The 17,551-nt window shown below is 71.1% G+C and carries 18 protein-coding genes; 8 read left to right on the forward strand and 10 right to left on the reverse strand.

Annotated features, from left to right (window positions below):
* Positions 1 to 48: 48 nt before the first annotated feature.
* Together ACIBAE_RS19650 and mca are read right to left on the reverse strand one after the other, a co-directional pair.
* Positions 49 to 291: a hypothetical protein gene (locus tag ACIBAE_RS19650; protein WP_399286833.1), complete on the reverse strand. Its 243-nt coding sequence runs from the start codon at positions 289 to 291 to the stop codon at positions 49 to 51.
* Entirely contained in the window at positions 284 to 1,165 is an 882-nt protein-coding gene (gene mca, locus ACIBAE_RS19655; RefSeq protein WP_399286836.1) for a mycothiol conjugate amidase Mca, read from the reverse strand. Before mca ends, ACIBAE_RS19650 begins: the two co-directional genes overlap by 8 nt.
* A 97-nt stretch (positions 1,166 to 1,262) precedes the next feature.
* On the opposite strand from mca, the gene ACIBAE_RS19660 reads away from it, so the two are divergent.
* Both ACIBAE_RS19660 and greA read left to right on the forward strand, forming a co-directional pair.
* Positions 1,263 to 1,664: a DUF4307 domain-containing protein gene (locus ACIBAE_RS19660; protein ID WP_399286839.1), complete on the forward strand. Its 402-nt coding sequence runs from the start codon at positions 1,263 to 1,265 to the stop codon at positions 1,662 to 1,664.
* 188 nt (positions 1,665 to 1,852) lie between these two features.
* A complete protein-coding gene (greA, locus tag ACIBAE_RS19665) occupies positions 1,853 to 2,350 on the forward strand; it encodes a transcription elongation factor GreA (RefSeq protein ID WP_399286842.1) in 498 nt (165 codons plus the stop codon).
* A gap of 126 nt (positions 2,351 to 2,476) precedes the next feature.
* Here greA and ACIBAE_RS19670 read toward each other — a convergent pair whose 3' ends face one another.
* The 3 genes from ACIBAE_RS19670 to ilvA form a co-directional block, all read right to left on the reverse strand.
* Entirely contained in the window at positions 2,477 to 3,328 is an 852-nt protein-coding gene (locus ACIBAE_RS19670; protein ID WP_399286845.1) for an ABC transporter permease, read from the reverse strand.
* Complete coding sequence (locus ACIBAE_RS19675; protein ID WP_399286847.1) at positions 3,325 to 4,446, reverse strand: ATP-binding cassette domain-containing protein; 1,122 nt, start codon at positions 4,444 to 4,446, stop codon at positions 3,325 to 3,327. The genes ACIBAE_RS19670 and ACIBAE_RS19675 overlap by 4 nt, the downstream gene beginning before the upstream one ends.
* Positions 4,447 to 4,677: 231 nt before the next feature.
* On the reverse strand, positions 4,678 to 5,907 hold the full coding sequence (gene ilvA / locus ACIBAE_RS19680; RefSeq protein ID WP_399286850.1) for a threonine ammonia-lyase: 1,230 nt from the start codon (positions 5,905 to 5,907) through the stop codon (positions 4,678 to 4,680).
* A 161-nt stretch (positions 5,908 to 6,068) separates the two neighbouring features.
* Between ilvA and ACIBAE_RS19685 the strand changes: the two genes are divergently transcribed.
* The 3 genes from ACIBAE_RS19685 (at position 6,069) to ACIBAE_RS19695 (ending at position 7,437) form a co-directional block, all read left to right on the forward strand.
* On the forward strand, positions 6,069 to 6,677 hold the full coding sequence (locus ACIBAE_RS19685; RefSeq protein ID WP_399286853.1) for a MarR family winged helix-turn-helix transcriptional regulator: 609 nt from the start codon (positions 6,069 to 6,071) through the stop codon (positions 6,675 to 6,677).
* A gap of 86 nt (positions 6,678 to 6,763) precedes the next feature.
* A complete protein-coding gene (locus ACIBAE_RS19690) occupies positions 6,764 to 7,189 on the forward strand; it encodes an RNA polymerase subunit sigma-70 (RefSeq protein WP_399286856.1) in 426 nt (141 codons plus the stop codon).
* Positions 7,186 to 7,437 (forward strand): hypothetical protein, encoded by a 252-nt coding sequence (locus ACIBAE_RS19695; RefSeq protein ID WP_399286859.1) that lies wholly within the window; start codon positions 7,186 to 7,188, stop codon positions 7,435 to 7,437. The genes ACIBAE_RS19690 and ACIBAE_RS19695 overlap by 4 nt, the downstream gene beginning before the upstream one ends.
* 97 nt (positions 7,438 to 7,534) lie before the next feature.
* Here the strand turns inward: ACIBAE_RS19695 and ACIBAE_RS19700 are convergent, their stop codons facing one another.
* Positions 7,535 to 8,695, reverse strand: a complete 1,161-nt coding sequence (locus tag ACIBAE_RS19700; RefSeq protein WP_399286861.1) for a cystathionine gamma-synthase — start codon at positions 8,693 to 8,695, stop codon at positions 7,535 to 7,537.
* Positions 8,696 to 8,787: 92 nt separating this feature from the next.
* Between ACIBAE_RS19700 and ACIBAE_RS19705 the strand changes: the two genes are divergently transcribed.
* The 3 genes from ACIBAE_RS19705 to msrA all read left to right on the forward strand — a co-directional run bounded on the left by ACIBAE_RS19705 (position 8,788) and on the right by msrA (position 12,012).
* Positions 8,788 to 9,891: a hypothetical protein gene (locus ACIBAE_RS19705; RefSeq protein WP_399286864.1), complete on the forward strand. Its 1,104-nt coding sequence runs from the start codon at positions 8,788 to 8,790 to the stop codon at positions 9,889 to 9,891.
* A 332-nt stretch (positions 9,892 to 10,223) separates the two neighbouring features.
* On the forward strand, positions 10,224 to 11,270 hold the full coding sequence (locus ACIBAE_RS19710) for a hypothetical protein (RefSeq protein ID WP_399286867.1): 1,047 nt from the start codon (positions 10,224 to 10,226) through the stop codon (positions 11,268 to 11,270).
* A gap of 76 nt (positions 11,271 to 11,346) precedes the next feature.
* Positions 11,347 to 12,012, forward strand: a complete 666-nt coding sequence (gene msrA / locus ACIBAE_RS19715; RefSeq protein WP_399286870.1) for a peptide-methionine (S)-S-oxide reductase MsrA — start codon at positions 11,347 to 11,349, stop codon at positions 12,010 to 12,012.
* A 153-nt stretch (positions 12,013 to 12,165) separates the two neighbouring features.
* Here msrA and ACIBAE_RS19720 read toward each other — a convergent pair whose 3' ends face one another.
* The 4 genes from ACIBAE_RS19720 to ACIBAE_RS19735 all read right to left on the reverse strand — a co-directional run bounded on the left by ACIBAE_RS19720 (position 12,166) and on the right by ACIBAE_RS19735 (position 17,550).
* Positions 12,166 to 13,440, reverse strand: a complete 1,275-nt coding sequence (locus ACIBAE_RS19720) for an acyltransferase (RefSeq protein ID WP_399286873.1) — start codon at positions 13,438 to 13,440, stop codon at positions 12,166 to 12,168.
* A gap of 47 nt (positions 13,441 to 13,487) precedes the next feature.
* The gene (locus ACIBAE_RS19725; RefSeq protein WP_399286990.1) at positions 13,488 to 15,611 is read right to left on the reverse strand and encodes a bifunctional polysaccharide deacetylase/glycosyltransferase family 2 protein; all 2,124 of its coding nucleotides are present in this window, start codon (positions 15,609 to 15,611) and stop codon (positions 13,488 to 13,490) included.
* 66 nt (positions 15,612 to 15,677) lie between these two features.
* Positions 15,678 to 16,391, reverse strand: a complete 714-nt coding sequence (locus ACIBAE_RS19730) for a hypothetical protein (protein WP_399286876.1) — start codon at positions 16,389 to 16,391, stop codon at positions 15,678 to 15,680.
* Between the two features lie 214 nt (positions 16,392 to 16,605).
* Positions 16,606 to 17,550 (reverse strand): LysR family transcriptional regulator, encoded by a 945-nt coding sequence (locus tag ACIBAE_RS19735; RefSeq protein ID WP_399286879.1) that lies wholly within the window; start codon positions 17,548 to 17,550, stop codon positions 16,606 to 16,608.
* Between the last annotated feature and the right edge of the window lies 1 nt (position 17,551).

The following is a 17,551-nucleotide window of genomic DNA, read 5'->3' on the forward strand; positions in this document are numbered from 1 at the left end:
GACCGGTGTGCCGGGCGCGGGAGTGCTACGCGCCGCTCGGGCGGAGCGCTACTCGCCGCTCGGGGTGCCCGTCGGCGTCGGGATCGTGGCCGCCCGCTTCCCGTCAGGGGCGGCTTCGAAGTCGACCTTGCCCATGTGGCGGTTCATGGACTTCATCAGCAGCCACACCGCGACCGCCATCACCGCGAACACGACGAACCCGAGAACACCGGGCGTCACCTTGTTCTCGTCCAGTTCCTTGGCGAGGGGAACCAAGTGCGTCATTGCCTGAGTCGCATACATATCAGGCATTGTCGCGGATGCCCGCGAAGAGGTCGCTCTCGGGGATGGACGTATCGACGAGGGACTTCGCCAGCTCGTACTCCTCCGTCGGCCAGACCTCCCGCTGGAGGTCCAGCGGCACCCGGAACCAGCCGCCGTCCGGGTCGATCTGCGTGGCGTGCGCGAGTAGCGCCTTGTCGCGGATCTCGAAGAAGTCCGCGCACGGTACGTGCGTGGTCAGGGTCCGTTCGGCGCGGACGAACTCCTTCCAGCGCTCCAGCCAGTCGCCGTACGGGGACTCCAGGCCGCGCGCGAGCAGCGCCTCGTGGAGGGCGACCGTACGCGGCCGGTTGAAGCCCTGGTTGTAGTAGAGCTTCTCCGGCTGCCAGACCGGGCCGAACTCCTCCTCCGGGTACTTCTCCTTGTCCGTCGCACCCTCGAACGCCACGACGGAGATCTTGTGCGTCATGATGTGGTCGGGGTGCGGGTACCCGCCGTTCTCGTCGTACGTGGTGATGACCTGGGGCCGGAACGAGCGGATCGACCGGACCAGCCGGCCCGCCGCGTCGTCGACATCCTCCAGCGCGAAGCAGCCCTCGGGCAGCGGCGGCAGCGGGTCCCCCTCGGGGAGCCCGGAGTCGACGTAACCGAGCCACTCCTGCTTGATGCCGAGGATCTCGCGGGCCTCGTCCATCTCCTTCTTGCGGACCTCGTGGATGTACTCCTCGATGTAGGCGTCACCCTGGAGCCTGGGGTTGAGGATGGAGCCGCGCTCGCCTCCTGTGCAGGTCACGACCAGCACGTCCACCCCCTCGGACACGTACTTGGCCATGGTGGCCGCACCCTTGCTCGACTCGTCGTCGGGGTGGGCGTGCACGGCCATCAGTCGCAGCTGCTCAGTCAAGACTCGGTCCTCAGTGATTCGGCGCATCCGGCGGCTTCTATAGTGACGGATATCGGGGGGCGGAAATTCCGGCTGTCCGACCCCGAGAGGAACGATCATGGCCGTGGTGCGCGAGGAGCTTCCCCCGGGCCGCTACGGCCGCTCGGCGGATCAGCGTGCGGACCACAAGCTGAAGATCATGGGGGCGGTGCTCGGTCTCGCGGCGGTCGCGCTGATCGGCTGGTTCGGCTACCACTACGTGGCGGGCCAGGGCGTCTCCGGCGAGATCATCAAGTTCAAGCGGATCTCCGCCACCGAGGTCGAGGTGCATCTTGAGGTCCGCAAGGACCGGGACGCCACCGGCACCTGCACGCTCCGTTCCCTCGCGGAGAGCGGCAACGAGGTCGGCCGCAAGGACGTCCGCTTCACGCCGGGCGAGACGCGGATCGACCAGATCGTCACGGTGCGTACGACGGAGAGCGCGACGAGCACCGAGCTGCTGGGCTGCGCATCGGACTGATCGCCCGTCCCACCAGCTGTTCGGCTCACCCGAGCTATCGGCCCTGACCTGCGTTGATGTAATTCTGACGGCATTCGTCCTCCCCCTTGGGCCGCGAAATTGTTAGGCTCGTGGTTTCGCCCACCCGAGAAGGCACAATGCTCTGGGTAGGGCGATGCTTTGTCATCCGGTACCTACGAGGAGCACCTGTGACCCAGACCAGCGAGAACGTCACCTGGCTCACCCAGGAGGCGTACAACCAGCTGAAGGCCGAGCTGGAATACCTGTCTGGTCCCGCCCGCACGGAGATCTCCATGAAGATCGCGGCGGCCCGTGAGGAGGGCGACCTGCGGGAGAACGGCGGCTATCACGCGGCCAAGGAGGAGCAGGGCAAGCAGGAGCTCCGGGTGCGCCAGCTCACCCAGCTGCTGCAGAACGCCAAGGTGGGCGAGGCCCCGGCGGACGATGGTGTCGTCGAGCCGGGCATGGTCGTGACGATCGCCTTCGACGGCGACCCGGACGACACGCTCGACTTCCTGCTGGGCTCCCGCGAGTACGCCAGCTCGGACATCGAGACGTACTCCCCGCAGTCCCCGCTCGGCTCGGGCGTGAACGGCAAGAAGGTCGGCGAGGACGCGGAGTACGAGCTGCCGAACGGCAAGAAGGCCGCGGTGAAGATCCTCGCGGCCAAGCCGTACTCGGGCTGACCCGGCCCCGGCACCGACGGAGAACACGAGCGGGGCCGTACCGCGCCGGGGTTGGCGCGGTACGGCCCCGCTTCTGTCGGCCGGCAGGCGCCGGGCGCGAGTGGCCGGGTGCGAGTGGCCGGGTGCTCAGGCCGTCGCCGAGCGGTACTTGCGGACCGCGAGGGTCCGGAAGACCACCACGATCACGAGCGACCAGATCAACGACGCCCACACCGGGTGCTGCATGGGCCAGGCGTCGGACTGCGAGACGCCCGGGTTGCCGAACAGCACGCGGCATGCCTGCACGGTGGCGCTGAACGGATTCCAGTTCGCGATGTCCCGCAGCCACGGCGTCATCCCGCTGGTGTCCACGAAGGCGTTGGAGATGAACGTCACCGGGAAGAGCCAGATCAGGCCGCCCGAGGTGGCGGCCTCCGGGGTGCGGACGGTGAGACCGATCAGCGCGCCGATCCAGGAGAAGGCGTAGCCGAGCAGGAGCAGCAGCCCGAACGCCCCGATCGCCTTGGGCACGCCCTCGTGGATACGCCAGCCGACGAGTACGGCGACGATCGCGAGCACCACGACGGTGAGCGCGGTCTGGACGAGGTCCGCGAGCGTACGGCCGGTGAGGACGGCCCCGCGCGCCATGGGCAGCGAGCGGAACCGGTCGATGAGGCCCTTGTGCATGTCGTCGGCGATTCCGGCGCCCGCGCCCGCCGTGGCGAAGGTGACGGTCTGGGCGAAGATGCCGGCCATCAGGAAGTTGCGGTAGACGTCGGCGCTGGTGCTGTTGCCGACCTTCAGGGAACCGCCGAAGACATAGCTGAACAGCACCACGAACATGATCGGCTGGATGAGCCCGAAGAGCACCACCTCGGGGATCCGGGTCATGCGGATGAGGTTGCGCCTGGCGACGACCAGGGAGTCGCCGATCGACTGGAGGACGCCGCCGCGCGGGCGCGGGGCCGTACTCCGTGCGGTATCCGTGGTGATGGTCACTCCCCGGCCTCCTTCACGTGCTGCCCGGCCTCGTCGGCGCCGCTCGCCTGGTTCGCTCCGCCCGCCTTGTCCGTACTGTCCGACCCGGCCGTATCCGCCTTGCCCGCCTTGTCGGCCTTGTCGGCCCTGGTGGCTCCGGCGCCCCGCCCGTTCCCGTCGGCCGGCTCGTCCTCGTCGTCGGCGGCATGGCCGGTGAGGGAGATGAACACGTCGTCGAGGGTCGGCCGGCGCAGCCCGATGTCGTCGATCTCGACCCCCCGGGTGTCCAGTTCCCTGATGACCTCGGCGAGCAGTTTCGCGCCGCCGGTGACCGGGACGGTCAGCTTGCGGGTGTGCTCGGCGACGGTCACCTCGGCACCCCTGCCGAACCCGGCCAGCACCGCGCGGGTGGGGAGGATCTGGTCGCGTTCGTGGACGACGACCTCGACGCGTTCCCCGCCGATCTGCGCCTTGAGCTGGTCGGCGGTGCCCCGGGCGATGACCTTGCCGTGGTCCACCACGGCGATGTCGTGTGCCAGGTGGTCGGCCTCCTCCAGGTACTGGGTGGTGAGCAGCAGGGTCGTGCCGCCGGCCACCAGTTCCTGGATGATCCCCCACAGCTGCTGGCGGTTGCGCGGGTCGAGGCCCGTCGTCGGTTCGTCCATGAACATCACCGGCGGGGAGACGACGAGCGCGGCGGCCAGGTCGAGCCGGCGGCGCATACCGCCCGAGTAGGTCTTGGCGGTACGGTCCGCGGCGTCGGAGAGGTGGAAGCGCTCCAGCAGTTCCCCGGCCCGCTTCTTCGCGTCGCGCCCGCTCATCTGGTAGAGCTGTCCGACCATACGGAGGTTCTCGCGGCCGGTCAGGTACTCGTCGACGGCGGCGAACTGGCCGGACAGGCCGATGGAGCGGCGGACCTCGTTGGGGTGCTTGACGACGTCGAGGCCCGCGACGACCGCTCGTCCGCTGTCGGGCTGGAGCAGGGTGGTCAGCACCCGTACGGCCGTGGTCTTGCCGGCGCCGTTCGGCCCGAGGAGCCCGAGGACCGTGCCTTCGGGGACATCGAGGTCGACGCCGTCCAGTGCCCGTACATCACCGAAGGTCTTCACCAGACCTTCCGCGTAGATGGCGCCCGGCATGTGGGTTCTCCCAGCGTGGCGGTTGAGGCGTGCGCACTGCTTACGCAGAGCCTAGGTTTGCCTGTCCGCCCGCGCCCGGCGACACGAAAGCCCGGTCGTGGCGGGTGGCCAGGACCGGAAAGATATCGCGATACATCGCGACTCACAAGAGGGTGTGCGGGGGCGTGCGGGGGCACGTACGGGTGAGGAAGCGCGACCGCGAGCCGCCTCGGCCGGGAAGCGCGAGCCGCCTCAGCCGAGAATCCGGTACCCCGCCTCCCGCAGCGCCGCCTCCACCTCCGCGCAGTGCTCCGGGCCCTTCGTCTCCAGATGCACTTCCACATCCACCTCGGTCAGCCCGAGCCGTGGATCGGTCCGTACGTGGCTCACGTCGAGCACGTTCGCGTCGGCCACCGACAGCACCCCGAGCATCTCCGCGAGCGCCCCCGGCCGGTCCGTCACCAGCAGCCGCAGACTCAGGAAGCGCCCGGCCGCCGCCATGCCGTGGGTCAGTACGCGCTGCATCAGCACCGGGTCCACATTGCCGCCGGACAGCACCGCGACGACCGGTCCCCGGAACGCCCCGGGATCGCTCAGCAGCGCGGCCACCGGGCTCGCCCCCGCCGGCTCCACCACCAGCTTCGCCCGCTCCAGGCAGAGCAGCAGCGCGCTGGACAGCTCGTCCTCGGAGACCGTCCGCACCTCGTCGACCAGCTCCTGGATCAGCTGGAACGGTATGTCGCCGGGGCGGCCCACCTTGATCCCGTCGGCCATCGTCTGCGGCGCACCGACCACCACCGGCCGGCCCGCCCTGAGCGAGGGCGGATACGCGGCGGCCCCCTCCGCCTGCACCCCGATCACCTTGACGTCGGGCCGTACCGCCTTCACCGCGAGGGCGATGCCCGCGATCAGCCCGCCGCCGCCCACACCGACGAGGATCGTCCGTACCTCCGGGCACTGCTCCAGGATCTCCAGCCCGACCGTGCCCTGCCCGGCGATGACGTCCGGGTGGTCGAAGGGGTGGATGAAGACCGCGCCCGTGTCCCGCGCGTACTCCTGCGCGGCGGCCAGCGTCTCGTCCACGACCTGTCCGTGCAGCCGCACCTCGGCGCCGTACTCACGGGTCGCCGCGACCTTCGGCAGCGGCGCTCCGATCGGCATGAACACCGTCGACCGGACACCGAGCAGGGCGGAGGCGAGCGCGACCCCCTGCGCGTGGTTGCCGGCGCTCGCCGCGACGACGCCCGCGGCACGCTCCTCCGGGGAGAGACCGGCGATCCGTACATACGCGCCACGCAGCTTGAACGAACCGGTCCGCTGGAGGTTCTCGCACTTGAACAGCACCGGGGCACCGATCAACCGCGTCAGATATCTGCTGCCCTCCATCGCGGTCGTCCTGGCCACCCCGGACAGCATCTTCTGCGCCCCGAGGACGTCGTCGAGGATCAGGGAACGCGCGTGGCCCGCCGTACCGAAGCTCATACCTGCCAGTCTCGCAGCTCACCGGCCGGGTGCTCAGGGCGGTCCCCGCCGCCGGGAACCGCCCTGAGCACGGCGGGTTCGCGCAGCGCAGGTACGGTCCGGGGCCCGGCCGCGTACTCTGTCCCCCACCAACCGACCACCGCACGAGAGAGCCCCCAGCCATGCCCCCCATTCAGGACATGACTTCCGCCGCGTCGGCCCCGGCGGAGAAGGCCTCCGATCTTTCGGACGAAGCCGCCCGCCTCGATGCCCTCCAGCACCAGGTGGCCGTTTTCGCCCGGCGGGCCGAGCAGACGCGGCTCGGCGGTCTCGGCAAGGTCCGCAACTCCATGGACCGTGCCGCCTATCTGCTGCTCAACCGGCTCCACCAGGAAGGCCCGATGGGCGTCAAGGCCCTGGCCGCCGGAATGGGTATCGACTCCTCCACCGTCACCCGGCAGGTCGCGCCGCTCGTCGACAGCGGCCTGGTCAGGCGCGCCTCGCACCCGGAGGACGGCCGCGCGGTGGTGCTCCAGCTGTCGGCGCGCGGGCAGAGCCGGCTCGAAGAGGTCCGGTCGTCACGGCGCGAGCTGATGGCGCAGGTCACGGACGGCTGGACGGAACAGGAGCGGGACGCCTTCGCCACCCTGCTGACGCGGTTCAACGGTGCCCTCTCGGCGCGGCAGGCCGGCCAGCTGTCCGCCGAGGCGGACGGCGAGACGGACGCGGGCGCGGCAGACGCGGGCGGGTCCGCGAGCGGGACGGACGCGGGCGGGCGGACGCACTCCTGACCGGCGGGCGGGCGGACACGGACACCCTCTTGACCCGGGCCCCCTGACGGGCCTCATATGAGGTCGTGCGACAGCGACGGAGGGTCATGGACCTCCGGCGTGCCCGGGAATTCGAGGCATTCGTGGCGGGCGCGGCCGGCCGGCTTCTGCATACGGCCGCACTGCTCACGGGCGAACCGGCCGGCGCCGCCCCCCGCGCCCGGCGCCTGCTGACCGCCGCGCTGGCCCGTACGTACGCGGACTGGGACAGCCTGCGCGACGACGATCCGTACGACCACACCCGCCGGGAACTGGCCCAGCGCTGCGCCCGGGGTGCCTGGCACCGCCGCCACCCGGCGGGCGGCGTACTCTCCCGGCTCGGCCCCCGCGAGCGGGTCGTGCTGGTGCTGCGGCTGCACGAGGGCGTCTCCGAGGAACAGCTGGCGGCGCTGACCGGCCTCACGGTCGAACGCGTCGGCGCGGTCTGCGCGCGGGCGGTCCTGACCCTGACCGTCCGGGAGGCCGGCCGGTGAGCGGCGCCGAACGCAGGGAGGCCGAGGTCCGGCGGATGCTGGACCTGCCGCATCCCGCCGTACCCGCCGACCTCGTGCTGCGGGCCGCCGAACGCGGCGGCCGGCTGCTGCGCCGCCGCCGTCTCGCACGCGCCCTGCTCTGGACCCTGCTGGCCGCCGCCGTGATCGCGTTCGCCGTCTGGGCGTCGGTCGCGCACCCGTGGGCGATCCCGCCGAGGGAGACGACACCGCCGCCGGAGATCTGGTAGCCCGGGGCACCGGTTCTCCAGCGGCGGGGCGGCTTCACCTGAGCGCCCGGGCCTGATCCAGGGCGTTCCGGGCCCGCGAAGATCCGCCGGACAGGGCCTAACCCAGCGCCTGCTTCAGGTCCGCCAGCAGGTCGTCCACCGACTCGATGCCGACGGAGAGCCTGACCAGGTCGGACGGCACCTCCAGCTCAGAGCCCGCCACCGAGGCGTGGGTCATCCGGCCGGGGTGCTCGATCAGGGACTCGACACCGCCCAGGGACTCGCCGAGCGTGAACACCTTCGCGCGGTCGCAGACCGCGACCGCCGCCTCCTCGCCGTCCGCGACCTGGAAGGAGATCATCCCGCCGAACGACTTCATCTGCTTGGCGGCGACCTCGTGGCCCGGGTGCTCGGGCAGGCCCGGGTAGAGGACCTTGGAGACCCGGGGGTGCCTGGTCAGCATCTCCACGATCCGGGTCGCGTTCTCGCTGTGCCGGTCCATGCGGACGGCGAGGGTCTTGATGCCGCGCAGCACCAGCCACGCGTCGAACGGCCCGGCGACCGCGCCCATCGCGTTCTGGTGATAGGCCAGTTGTTCCGCCAGCTCGGCGTCGTCGACGATCAGCGCACCACCGACGACGTCCGAATGCCCGCCCATGTACTTCGTCATCGAATGGACGACGACGTCCGCGCCCAACGCCAGCGGCTGCTGCAGATAGGGGCTGGCGAACGTGTTGTCGACGACGAGCTTCACGCCGGCCGCGCGGGCGATCCCGGCGAGGGCCGCGATGTCGGTGATGTTGAGGAGCGGGTTCGACGGGGTCTCGACCCAGATCGCCTTCGTACGGGGCGTGAGCGCGGCCCGCACCGCCGCCGGGTCCGAGGTGTCCGCGACGGACCACTCCACACCCCAGCGGGAGACGACCTTCGCGAAGAGCCGGAAGGTGCCGCCGTACGCGTCGTTGGGGATGACGACATGGTCGCCCGGCGCCAGCAGCGTACGCAGCAGGCAGTCCTCGGCCGCGAGCCCGGAGGCGAAGGCCAGGCCGCGCCGGCCGCCTTCCAGGGCCGCGAGATTCTCCTCCAGCGCGGTACGGGTGGGGTTGGCACTGCGGCTGTACTCGTAGCCGCCGCGCAGTCCGCCCACGCCGTCCTGCTTGTAGGTGGAGACCTGATAGATCGGGGGTACGACCGCGCCGGTGAGGGGATCCGCGGTGTTTCCCGCGTGAATGGCGACGGTCTCGAAGCGGTGCTGCTCGCTCGTGTGCTGGTGGCTCATGACGCCGAGGGTAGCGCCGGACGGGCGGCGCACGCCCGGACAGGCCCGGTGCCGGCGGGAACGGGGCTCCGCGCGTCCTGGACAATGGGGCCATGCAGATTCTCTGGTTCCTGATCACGGCGGCCATGCCGGCCGCGGTCATCAGCCTGTACGTCCTGCGCCGCCGTGGTGCGCTGCGCCTGGTCGCGCCCGGCTCGCCGGACGCCGCCGACCCCGCCGCGTACGGCTTCGTACGGCAGGAGCAGCTGGACATCCGGCTGCCGGGACCCGACGAGGATCTGCTCGACGTGCTTGATGTCGTCCGGCGGACCCAGGACTGGCGGGCCGCCTCGCAGCTGCTCGCCGGCACCGCCAAGGAGGGCGAGGTGCGCTGGCAGCGGGTACAGGCGTTCGCCGGGGCGGCCGCGCTGGAGCTCCAGCAGCGGCCCGGCGCCGGCGGGGCCTGGCTGCGGACGTGGCGGTCCCAGGCGCCGAAGGACGCGGGCGGCGCGGCGGTGCACGCGGAGTTCCTGGTGCAGCAGGCGTGGCGGTCCTCGGCCGTGGGGAACGACGACTTCCGGATCATCCTGGAGGAGGCCCGGACGGTGGGCGGCGAGGCGGCCCTGCTGGCGCCCGGTGACCCGGTGCCGTACATCACCGAGCTGGCCGTGGCGCGCGGTCTCGGCTACTCCCCCGAGCGGTTCGACCAGCTGTGGGCGAAGGTGATCGACCGCGCCCCCGCGCACATGGGAGCGCATCTGGCCGCGCTGCACTACTGGTGCGAGAAGTGGCACGGCTCCCGCGAGGAGGCCGACCGTTTCGCGACGACGGCGGCCGCGCGCGCCCCGCAGGGGTCACTGCTGGCGGCGCTGCCGCTGTTCGCGGTGTACGAGCATCTGCCCGAGGTCAATCTGGTGCAGAGCTTCTACCGGGGCGCGGTGGTCACCAAGGCGGTGCAGGGCGCGCTCTTCGCGGTGCACGCCGCCCGCCCGGACGACCCGATGCTCTCCCACGTACGGCATCTGCTGATCCTCTTCCTCGTACGGTCGGAGCGGTGGGCGGAGGCGGTGCGTCAGCTGCTGCTGGTGGACGGTCATGTCGGCGCCCTGCCCTGGACGTTGAACGGGGATCCGGCGGCGGAGTACGCGGTGTACCGGGCGCTGGCGGTGGCCGGGTACGAGGCGAACGGCGGCAGCCCGGCGACGCTCTCGCACTGAGGACCGCGCGGACACAGCCCACCGGTGTCTCAGCGCCCGGAACCGGCGTTGCCGCACTGACGTGCGGTAAGGCATACTCCGCATCCCCCCACACCACTTCGGCACCGCTTCGCCATGCCCATTCCCGTGGGGGGAATCTGCCTGATGAGCGCACCTCCGCGAGCGCCACGCGCCGTCGTCCCGCCGCGAGGAGCAGGCGACGGCCCGAGGCGACATGCCGCACGCCGGCCGCGCCGCACAAGGCCGCGCCCCGGAACGCCGCGCCACGCGAGGACACCGCTCCGCGCCGTCACCCCCCGCTGCCGCCGCCGCACGACCCCGAGGGGAACACCATGGCCACCTACCTCCCGCTGATCGCCGTCGGGATGTTCGCCTACTACTGGTACGACCGCCGCCGCGCCGACCCGTCCGGCGGCGAGCTGTCCGCCCGCTCCACCGAACTGGGCTTCCTCCCGCTGAGCCAGCTCAACACCCAGCGCGCGGCGCCACCCGCACCCGAGCTGATGCGCGCCCTCCTGGCGGTCAGGTCCGGCGACTGGGGGCCCGCCGCCGTCCTCCTCTCCACCACCGGCGAGAACTGGGAACTGCGGACCTTCTACGTCTTCAACCTCGGCGTCGAGGCGGCCGGGGACGACAGCTGGCTCCTCGCCTGGGAGACGGCCCGCCCGGACGACCCGGACGCGGCGGTCGTCCGGGCCCGGAGCACCGTGCTCCGCGCCGGGGAAGTGCCGGGCGCGGCGCGCGGAACGCACCCGGCCGGCGACCGTTCCGGCCCCTCCCACCAGCTGCTGTCCCGCTCGCGCACGGAGATCACCTACGCCGCCGGGCTCAATCCGGCCGACCCCACCCCGTACATCACCGAGCTGGCGACGGCCCGCGGGCTGCGCTACCCGCACGACGAGATGCAACGGCTGTGGGCGGAGGTGACGGCGCGCGCCCCGCACCACTACGAGGCCCATTTCCTGGCCGTCCAGTACTGGTGCGCCAAGGGGCAGGGGTCCGACGGACTGGCCCGCGACTTCGCGGCCCGCGCGGCGGCGGACGGACCGCCCGGCAGCCTGCTGTCCGCGTTCCCGCTGATCGCCTGGTACGAGGCGCACTCCGGCGGGTCCCCGCGGGCGTCGGCGTTCCGCGGCCATGAACTGATCGCGCGGGTCGACGCCGCGCTCGTGGACGCGGCGGCGGCCCCCTGCGACCACCCGCGCCTCGCGGAGCTGCGCCACCTGCTCGCGTACTTCCTGTTCAAACAGGGCAGGTACGAAGCGGCGCTGGAGCAGTTCCGGCTGGTGGACGGATATGTGGACGCGCTGCCGTGGCGCTACCACGACAAGGGGTTCTACGTGGCGGCGCGCGAGGCGACGGTGCGCAGGACGGGCTGAGCCGGAGGCCGCGGCGGAATGCCTCATGCCGTGGACGCGTTCTTGTTGCAGGACGTCACAGCCGAGGAGACCTGAAATGTTCCTGACCCGCCGCACCCCCGAGCTCCCCACCCCCGAGCAGGCCCTGCGCGGCCGCGCCGAACCCGAATTCTCGGTGCCGTCCCACCACACGGTCCTCGGCAACCCCCTGCTCGGCCCGTACCCGGAGGGCCTGGAGGTCGCCGACTTCGCCCTGGGCTGTTTCTGGGGCGCCGAACGCAACTTCTGGCAGACGGAGGGCGTCTGGACGACGCTCGTCGGCTACGAGGGCGGCAGCACGCGGAATCCGTCGTACGAGGAGGTCTGCTCGGGTCTCACCGGCCACACGGAAGCGGTCCGCGTGGTCTACGACCCCAGCATCATCTCGTACGCCGAGCTGCTGAAGCTCTTCTGGGAGTCCCACAACCCGACCCAGGGCTTCCGCCAGGGCAACGACGTGGGCACCCAGTACCGCTCGGCGGTCTACACCCACACCCAGGCCCAGGCCGAGGCGGCGCAGTCCTCCCGCGAGTCCTACCAGCAGGTCCTGACGGAGGCCGGCCACGGGAAGATCACCACGGAGATCCTCCCGGCCGCCGACCACGACTTCTACCCGGCCGAGGGGTACCACCAGCAGTACCTCGAAAAGAACCCGGGCGGGTACTGCGGGATCGGCGGGACGGGTGTCTCCTGCCCGATCGGTGTGGCCAAGGCCCAGGGCTGACAGCGGCCGAGGCACAGGGCTGAACGGGCTGGACGGGCTGGACGGGCTGGGACAGCTGAGAACACGGACGGGCCCCGGTCGGCCGCGCGTCATGGCGCGGTCGGCCGGGGCCCGTCTCTGTGCACGTTCAGTGCCCGTTCCCGGTCACTCGGGTCAGGTCGCACCCGTCGTTGCCGGGGGGCGGTCCTTGCCGGAGCCGGACGTGGAGCCGTTCGGCCACAGGCGTGGTCTGCGTCGGGCCGCCACGTCCTCGACCCAGCCCATGGCCAGGATCATCAGGCCGAGCAGCGGCCAGACCAGGATCAGCGACAGGGTGGAGTACGCCGCGTCGAGCTCGGTGGAGTAGGCGTCGATGCCCGGCACCTTCCAGAGCTGGTCGATGATCGGGAACGTCGACATGAGCAGCAGGTTGTGCCAGAGGTAGATCGTCACCGCGCGGTTGTTGGCGAGGGTGATCACCGAGTCGAACTGCGCCAGTTTGCCGGGGAGCTTGCGCCAGGACGGGGAGTACTGGAGCAGCAGCGCGACGTATCCGAGCGACCAGGTCGCCTCGGCGAGCGGGATCTCGTCGAAGTTCCACCCCTCCGAGCTGAGGTGGCCGGAGGCCCACCAGAGCCCGAAGGCCATGACGAAGACGGCCAGCGAGACGGTGACGTAGCGGGGGACCTTCTGGAACAGCCCGTCGTTGTGGGCGAATCCCAGCATCCAGCAGCTGGCGTAGATGGCGAAGTCGGTGACGGTCACTCCGGCCTCGCCGGGGATGTTCACCAGGCCGGTGCCGACGATCGCGGTGAGGGCGACCGGCAGGGCCAGGCTCAGCCACGGCACCTTGCGGAACGCGCGCAGCAGGAGCGGCGAGGCGAGGACGAACCAGAGGTACGCACGGATGTACCAGAGCGGTCCGGCGGCCTGGTCGGCCCAGGTGCTGTCGAGCCAGGCCGGGTGCCGGGTCTCTTCCGGGTACGGCGGGGCGCCGAACGGGACGATGTAGTTGGCCAGCTTGAGGAACCACCAGAGGCCCTCCTCCTTGACCGGCTTCCAGCCCAGCACGAACATCGTCGGCACGATGACGACCGCGAACGCCCACATGGGCGGCAGCAGACGGCGGAGCCTGCCGCGGATCACCTTCCCGAAGGAGCGCTTCGAGAGCGACCGGGCCATCAGCGATCCGGCCAGCGCGAACATCACGCCCATGGACGGGAAGAGGACCGTCAGCCACGCCCAGCCGAAGAGGTGGAAGATCACGACGCGGACGAGCGCGACGGCGCGCAGCAGGTCGAAATAACGGTCACGGCCGGACCTGGCGGGCGCGTCGGCCCCGGTCCCCGTTTCTCCCCCGGTCCCTGTCCCGGATCCGGTTCCCGTCCCGGATCCGGGACGGGCCTCCTTCCAGGTTCCGGTATCCGGTTCCGCGGCCTGCGTCGTCATCGTGTGTCTCTCCCGGGGTGTTCCCCCGGTGTCGACGGAGTGAGTGGTCACGCGACGGGCCTCCGATCGTCACTGCGCCCTCGCTGGCTCGGGATCGAGCCGGGCGCCTCCACCACACCGGTGCGGCGCAGCTTCTGCCAGCGCAGCCGGCCGCCGGTGAGTGCGGTGATCCAGGACTGGAGCAGCACGACGTACATGAGCTGCCGGTAGAGGATCTGCTGAAGGGGCAGCGAGATCAGATGCGTCATGCGTTCGCGGTCGAGCCGGAACGCGTAGGCGGCGCAGACGGCCTGGATGACGAGGACGCCGAGCCAGGCCACGACGGTCTTCTGCGTGGGGCCGAAGACCAGGCCGTACAGGAGGAACACGTCGATCAGCGGGGCCAGCAGGGGTGCGAGCACCATGAAGAGCGAGACCAGCGGCAGACCGACGCGGCCGAAGCGCCCCGACGGGCCGCGTTCGATGAGCGCGCGACGGTGCTTCCAGATCGCCTGCATCGTGCCGTAGCTCCAGCGGTAGCGCTGGGACCACAGCTGCTGCACGGACTCCGGTGCCTCGGTCCAGGCGCGGGCGCGCTCGGCGTACACGACCTGCCAGCCGTCCCGGTGCATGGCCATGGTGATGTCGGTGTCCTCGGCGAGGGTGTCCTCGCTCATCCCGCCGACGCGTTCCAGGGCCGTCCGCCGGAAGGCACCGACCGCGCCCGGGATGGTGGGCATGCAGCGCAGCATGTCGTACATGCGGCGGTCGAGGTTGAAGCCCATCACGTACTCGATGTGCTGCCAGGCCCCGATGAGGGTGTCGCGGTTGCCGACCTTGGCGTTGCCCGCCACGGCGCCGACGCGCGGATTGCCGAAGGGCTGCACCAGTTCGCGGACGGTGGACGGCTCGAAGACGGTGTCGCCGTCCATCATCACGACGAGGTCGTGACCGGCGTGCGCGATGCCGTTGTTGAGGGCGGCGGGCTTGCCGGAATTGAGCTGACGTACGACCCGGACGTTCGGCAGGTTCATCGCCTCGACGATGTCCGCGGTCCCGTCGCTCGAGCCGTCGTCGATGACGATGACCTCGACGGGGTGGTCGCTCTCCATCAGCGACCGCACCGTGTTGGCGATGCATTCGCGCTCGTTGTACGCGGGGACGAGCACGGTCACCGGTTCGGTGACGGCCGGGCCCCAGCTGAAGTCGCGGCGGCGGACCTTGCGGGCGTGCGCGAAGGAGAGCAGCAGCATCAGGCCGAACCGGCCGAAGACCAGGACGCCGATCACGGAGAGCCCGCCGACCAGGACGCCGGTGATGTTGTCGGAGAGGGCGACGGCGGCGATCCAGGCCTTGCCCTTCCACAGGTTCGGTCCGGTGACCCGGGTGTGGGCGCTGGGGGCGCCGAGGGCCTCGGTGAGGTTGTCGAACTCGTACCCCTTCTGCTGCATCTTCGGCAGGAAGTGGCCGAGCGCGGCGACGGTCTGCGAGCGGTCGCCACCGGAGTCGTGCATCAGCACGATCGCGCCCTTGCCGTTTTTCGGGGTGGCGTTGCGGCTGATCGCGCCGACGCCGGGGCGTTTCCAGTCCTCACTGTCGGTGTTGTCGAGCACCGTGATGTAGCCGCGGCTGCCGATGTACTCGGTGACCGGCCAGGACTTGTTGTCCATGGCGTCCGCGAACGAGGAGTACGGCGGCCGGAAGAGCGAGGTCCGGATACCGGCGGCGCCCGCGAGCGCCAGCTGGTTCTGGGAGAGCTCCCAGTCGATCCGGGACCGCGTCTGGTACGAGAGGTCGGGGTGGTTGAAGGTGTGCAGGCCGACCTCGTGGCCCTCGTCCACCATGCGCTTCACCAGCGCCGGGTAGCGGGAGGCCATGGTGCCGGTGACGAAGAAGACGGCGTGGGCGTCGTACTCCTTGAGCTCGTCGAGGACCTTGGGGGTCCACTCCGGGTCCGGGCCGTCGTCGAAGGTGAGGACGAGTTTGCGGTCCGGGATGCTCAGTGATCTGGCGGGGGTCGAGCCCCGCGCGTCGATGACGGGGCCGCCGTTGAGTATCCGGTCGGGCACCTGGTCGGTGGCGGCCGGAGGGCGTACCCGGTGGTCGGCGAGGATCTCACTGTGTACGTAGCCGCGCAGCATCAGCATCGCGAGCAGCGCGACGAGTATGAGCGACGGCAGGAGGTAACGCATGGGCATTCTGCGCCGTCTGACGGGTCCGCGATTGCGACGGCGGGCCCGCCTGCCGGAGGAGGTCATCTAATGTGCGCCTTCCGCGGCCAGCTGCTGGCCGCCTACTTGTGCCGGTGGGGGTTCGGCGGGCGGCGGCGTGCTGGGATCGACAGGGGCCGTGGTCGGCTCGCTGGGCGGCGGCTGCTGCGGCGGAGGACCGCCGGTGCCGCCACCGGGTTTGCCGCCGGGAGCCGACGACATGCCCGGGTCGGGCAGGGTGCCGCCCGACCCGCCGGTCGGGGTCTTGGGCGGTTCCGCGGAATTCGAGGATCCGGGGTCGGGCGAGCCCGAGAGGCCGGGGGCGGGGCTGCCCGGCGACTGCGGGATGACCGCGCCGTTGGAGTCGGTCGGCGTGGGTGCGGCATCCGTCGCACCGGGGGCCACACCGACGGCCTGGCTGGTTGTCGGGGCCGGCTGGATCTCGACGGTGTCCGGGTTCTTCTTGTCCGCGAGGCCGGGTATCTGGAGCCAGGGCGCGCTGGAGTTGCCGCCGATGATGGAGACCACCACCGTCGCGGCGAAGCAGGCACAGGCGAGAGAGACGGCCCAGCCGGCCCGGCGGAACTTCTTGCTCCGGCGGCCGCTGGCATCGACGAACACGGGACGGTCGGAGCTCTCGGGCCCGGCGTTCCGCGCGGGATCTGACTCCTCGGCGGGACGGGCCCCGGGCTCCACGGGCAGCTCGGAGAGCTGCCGGCCCAGTCCGTCGAGTTCTACGGTGACGTCACTCGGCTCATGCATACGCCCTTTTCGGGCATCTTCTTGCCAATTGTCCACTGCGGTACGCACATCCCCCACCACTGACTGGATTGGGTGCACACTGCGCTGTCGGTTCCATCGTCGGCCAGGTCCCCACCCGGACCGAATGCCCCCCTACCACGCCGCACCCGAACCAAGAATGTAGCGCACGCCGGCGACGCCCGAGTTCCTCTTCACGGGTTGATATGCGTCGATGTCATGAACAGTGCCCTGGCAGCCAGTTGCCGGGCGGGCGCTCCAGCCACCCCTCCTCGCGACTCAGTTCGGCCGCCGCGTCCCGCAACGCCCGCACACCGGGGTGGTCCGCCCCCGTGCGCCACACCAGCGAGAGCGGCGACAGGGGTACGGGATCGACGAGCGGGCGCAGCACGGTGTCCGGCATCTCCGGAAAATTCACCACGGCAAGCACTGGCGTTCGATGCTTCGCCATCACCCGCCCGAACTCGCCGGCGCCCGCCGCCATCGGCGCGGGCGGGGCGATGTCGACGGAGCGGCCCGCGAAGAGCCGCCGGGCCAGCTCCGTCCATTCCGCGGTGTCCGGATTGCCCGCCCCCGCGTACACGGTCTCGCCGGCGAGCGCGGCGAGCGGCACCTCGGCACGCGCGGCCAGGGGATGGTCCTCCGGCAGCACCACGGCCATCGGCTCGTACCGTACGAGCTGGTGGGACAGGCCGGAGCGCGACTCGGGCCGCAGGCCGCCGACGTAACCGAAGGAGGCATCGAGCCGCCCGGCGCGGATCCCGGCCGCCGCGCCGGTGAGTCCGCTCCCGAAGCGGGCCATCAGCTCACAGAGCGGGGCGAGTTGACGCGCCCGCGCCAGCACCCGACCGGACACCAGGCCCTCGGTGTTGAGATCGATGAGGAGTGGCCGTGCCCCGGCGGCGCAGGCGGCCAGCAGGTCGTCCTGGGCGGCCAGTACCCGCTGGGCGTACGGGAGCAGCCGCTCGCCGTCCGCCGTCAGCGCCACCTGCCGGGTGGTGCGTACGAACAGCTCGGTGCCCAACTCCCCTTCCAGCCGTCGGATATCGCGGCTGAGTGCCTGCTGTGCCGTGTACAGCCGGGCGGCGGCCCGGGTGAAGTGCAGTTCCTCGGCGGCGGCGGTGAAGGCACGGAGCAGTCGGGGCTCGATGTCGCGGGGCACG

The sequence above is a fragment of the Streptomyces sp. NPDC051569 genome (genome assembly GCF_044454085.1).
Classification (GTDB): domain Bacteria; phylum Actinomycetota; class Actinomycetes; order Streptomycetales; family Streptomycetaceae; genus Streptomyces.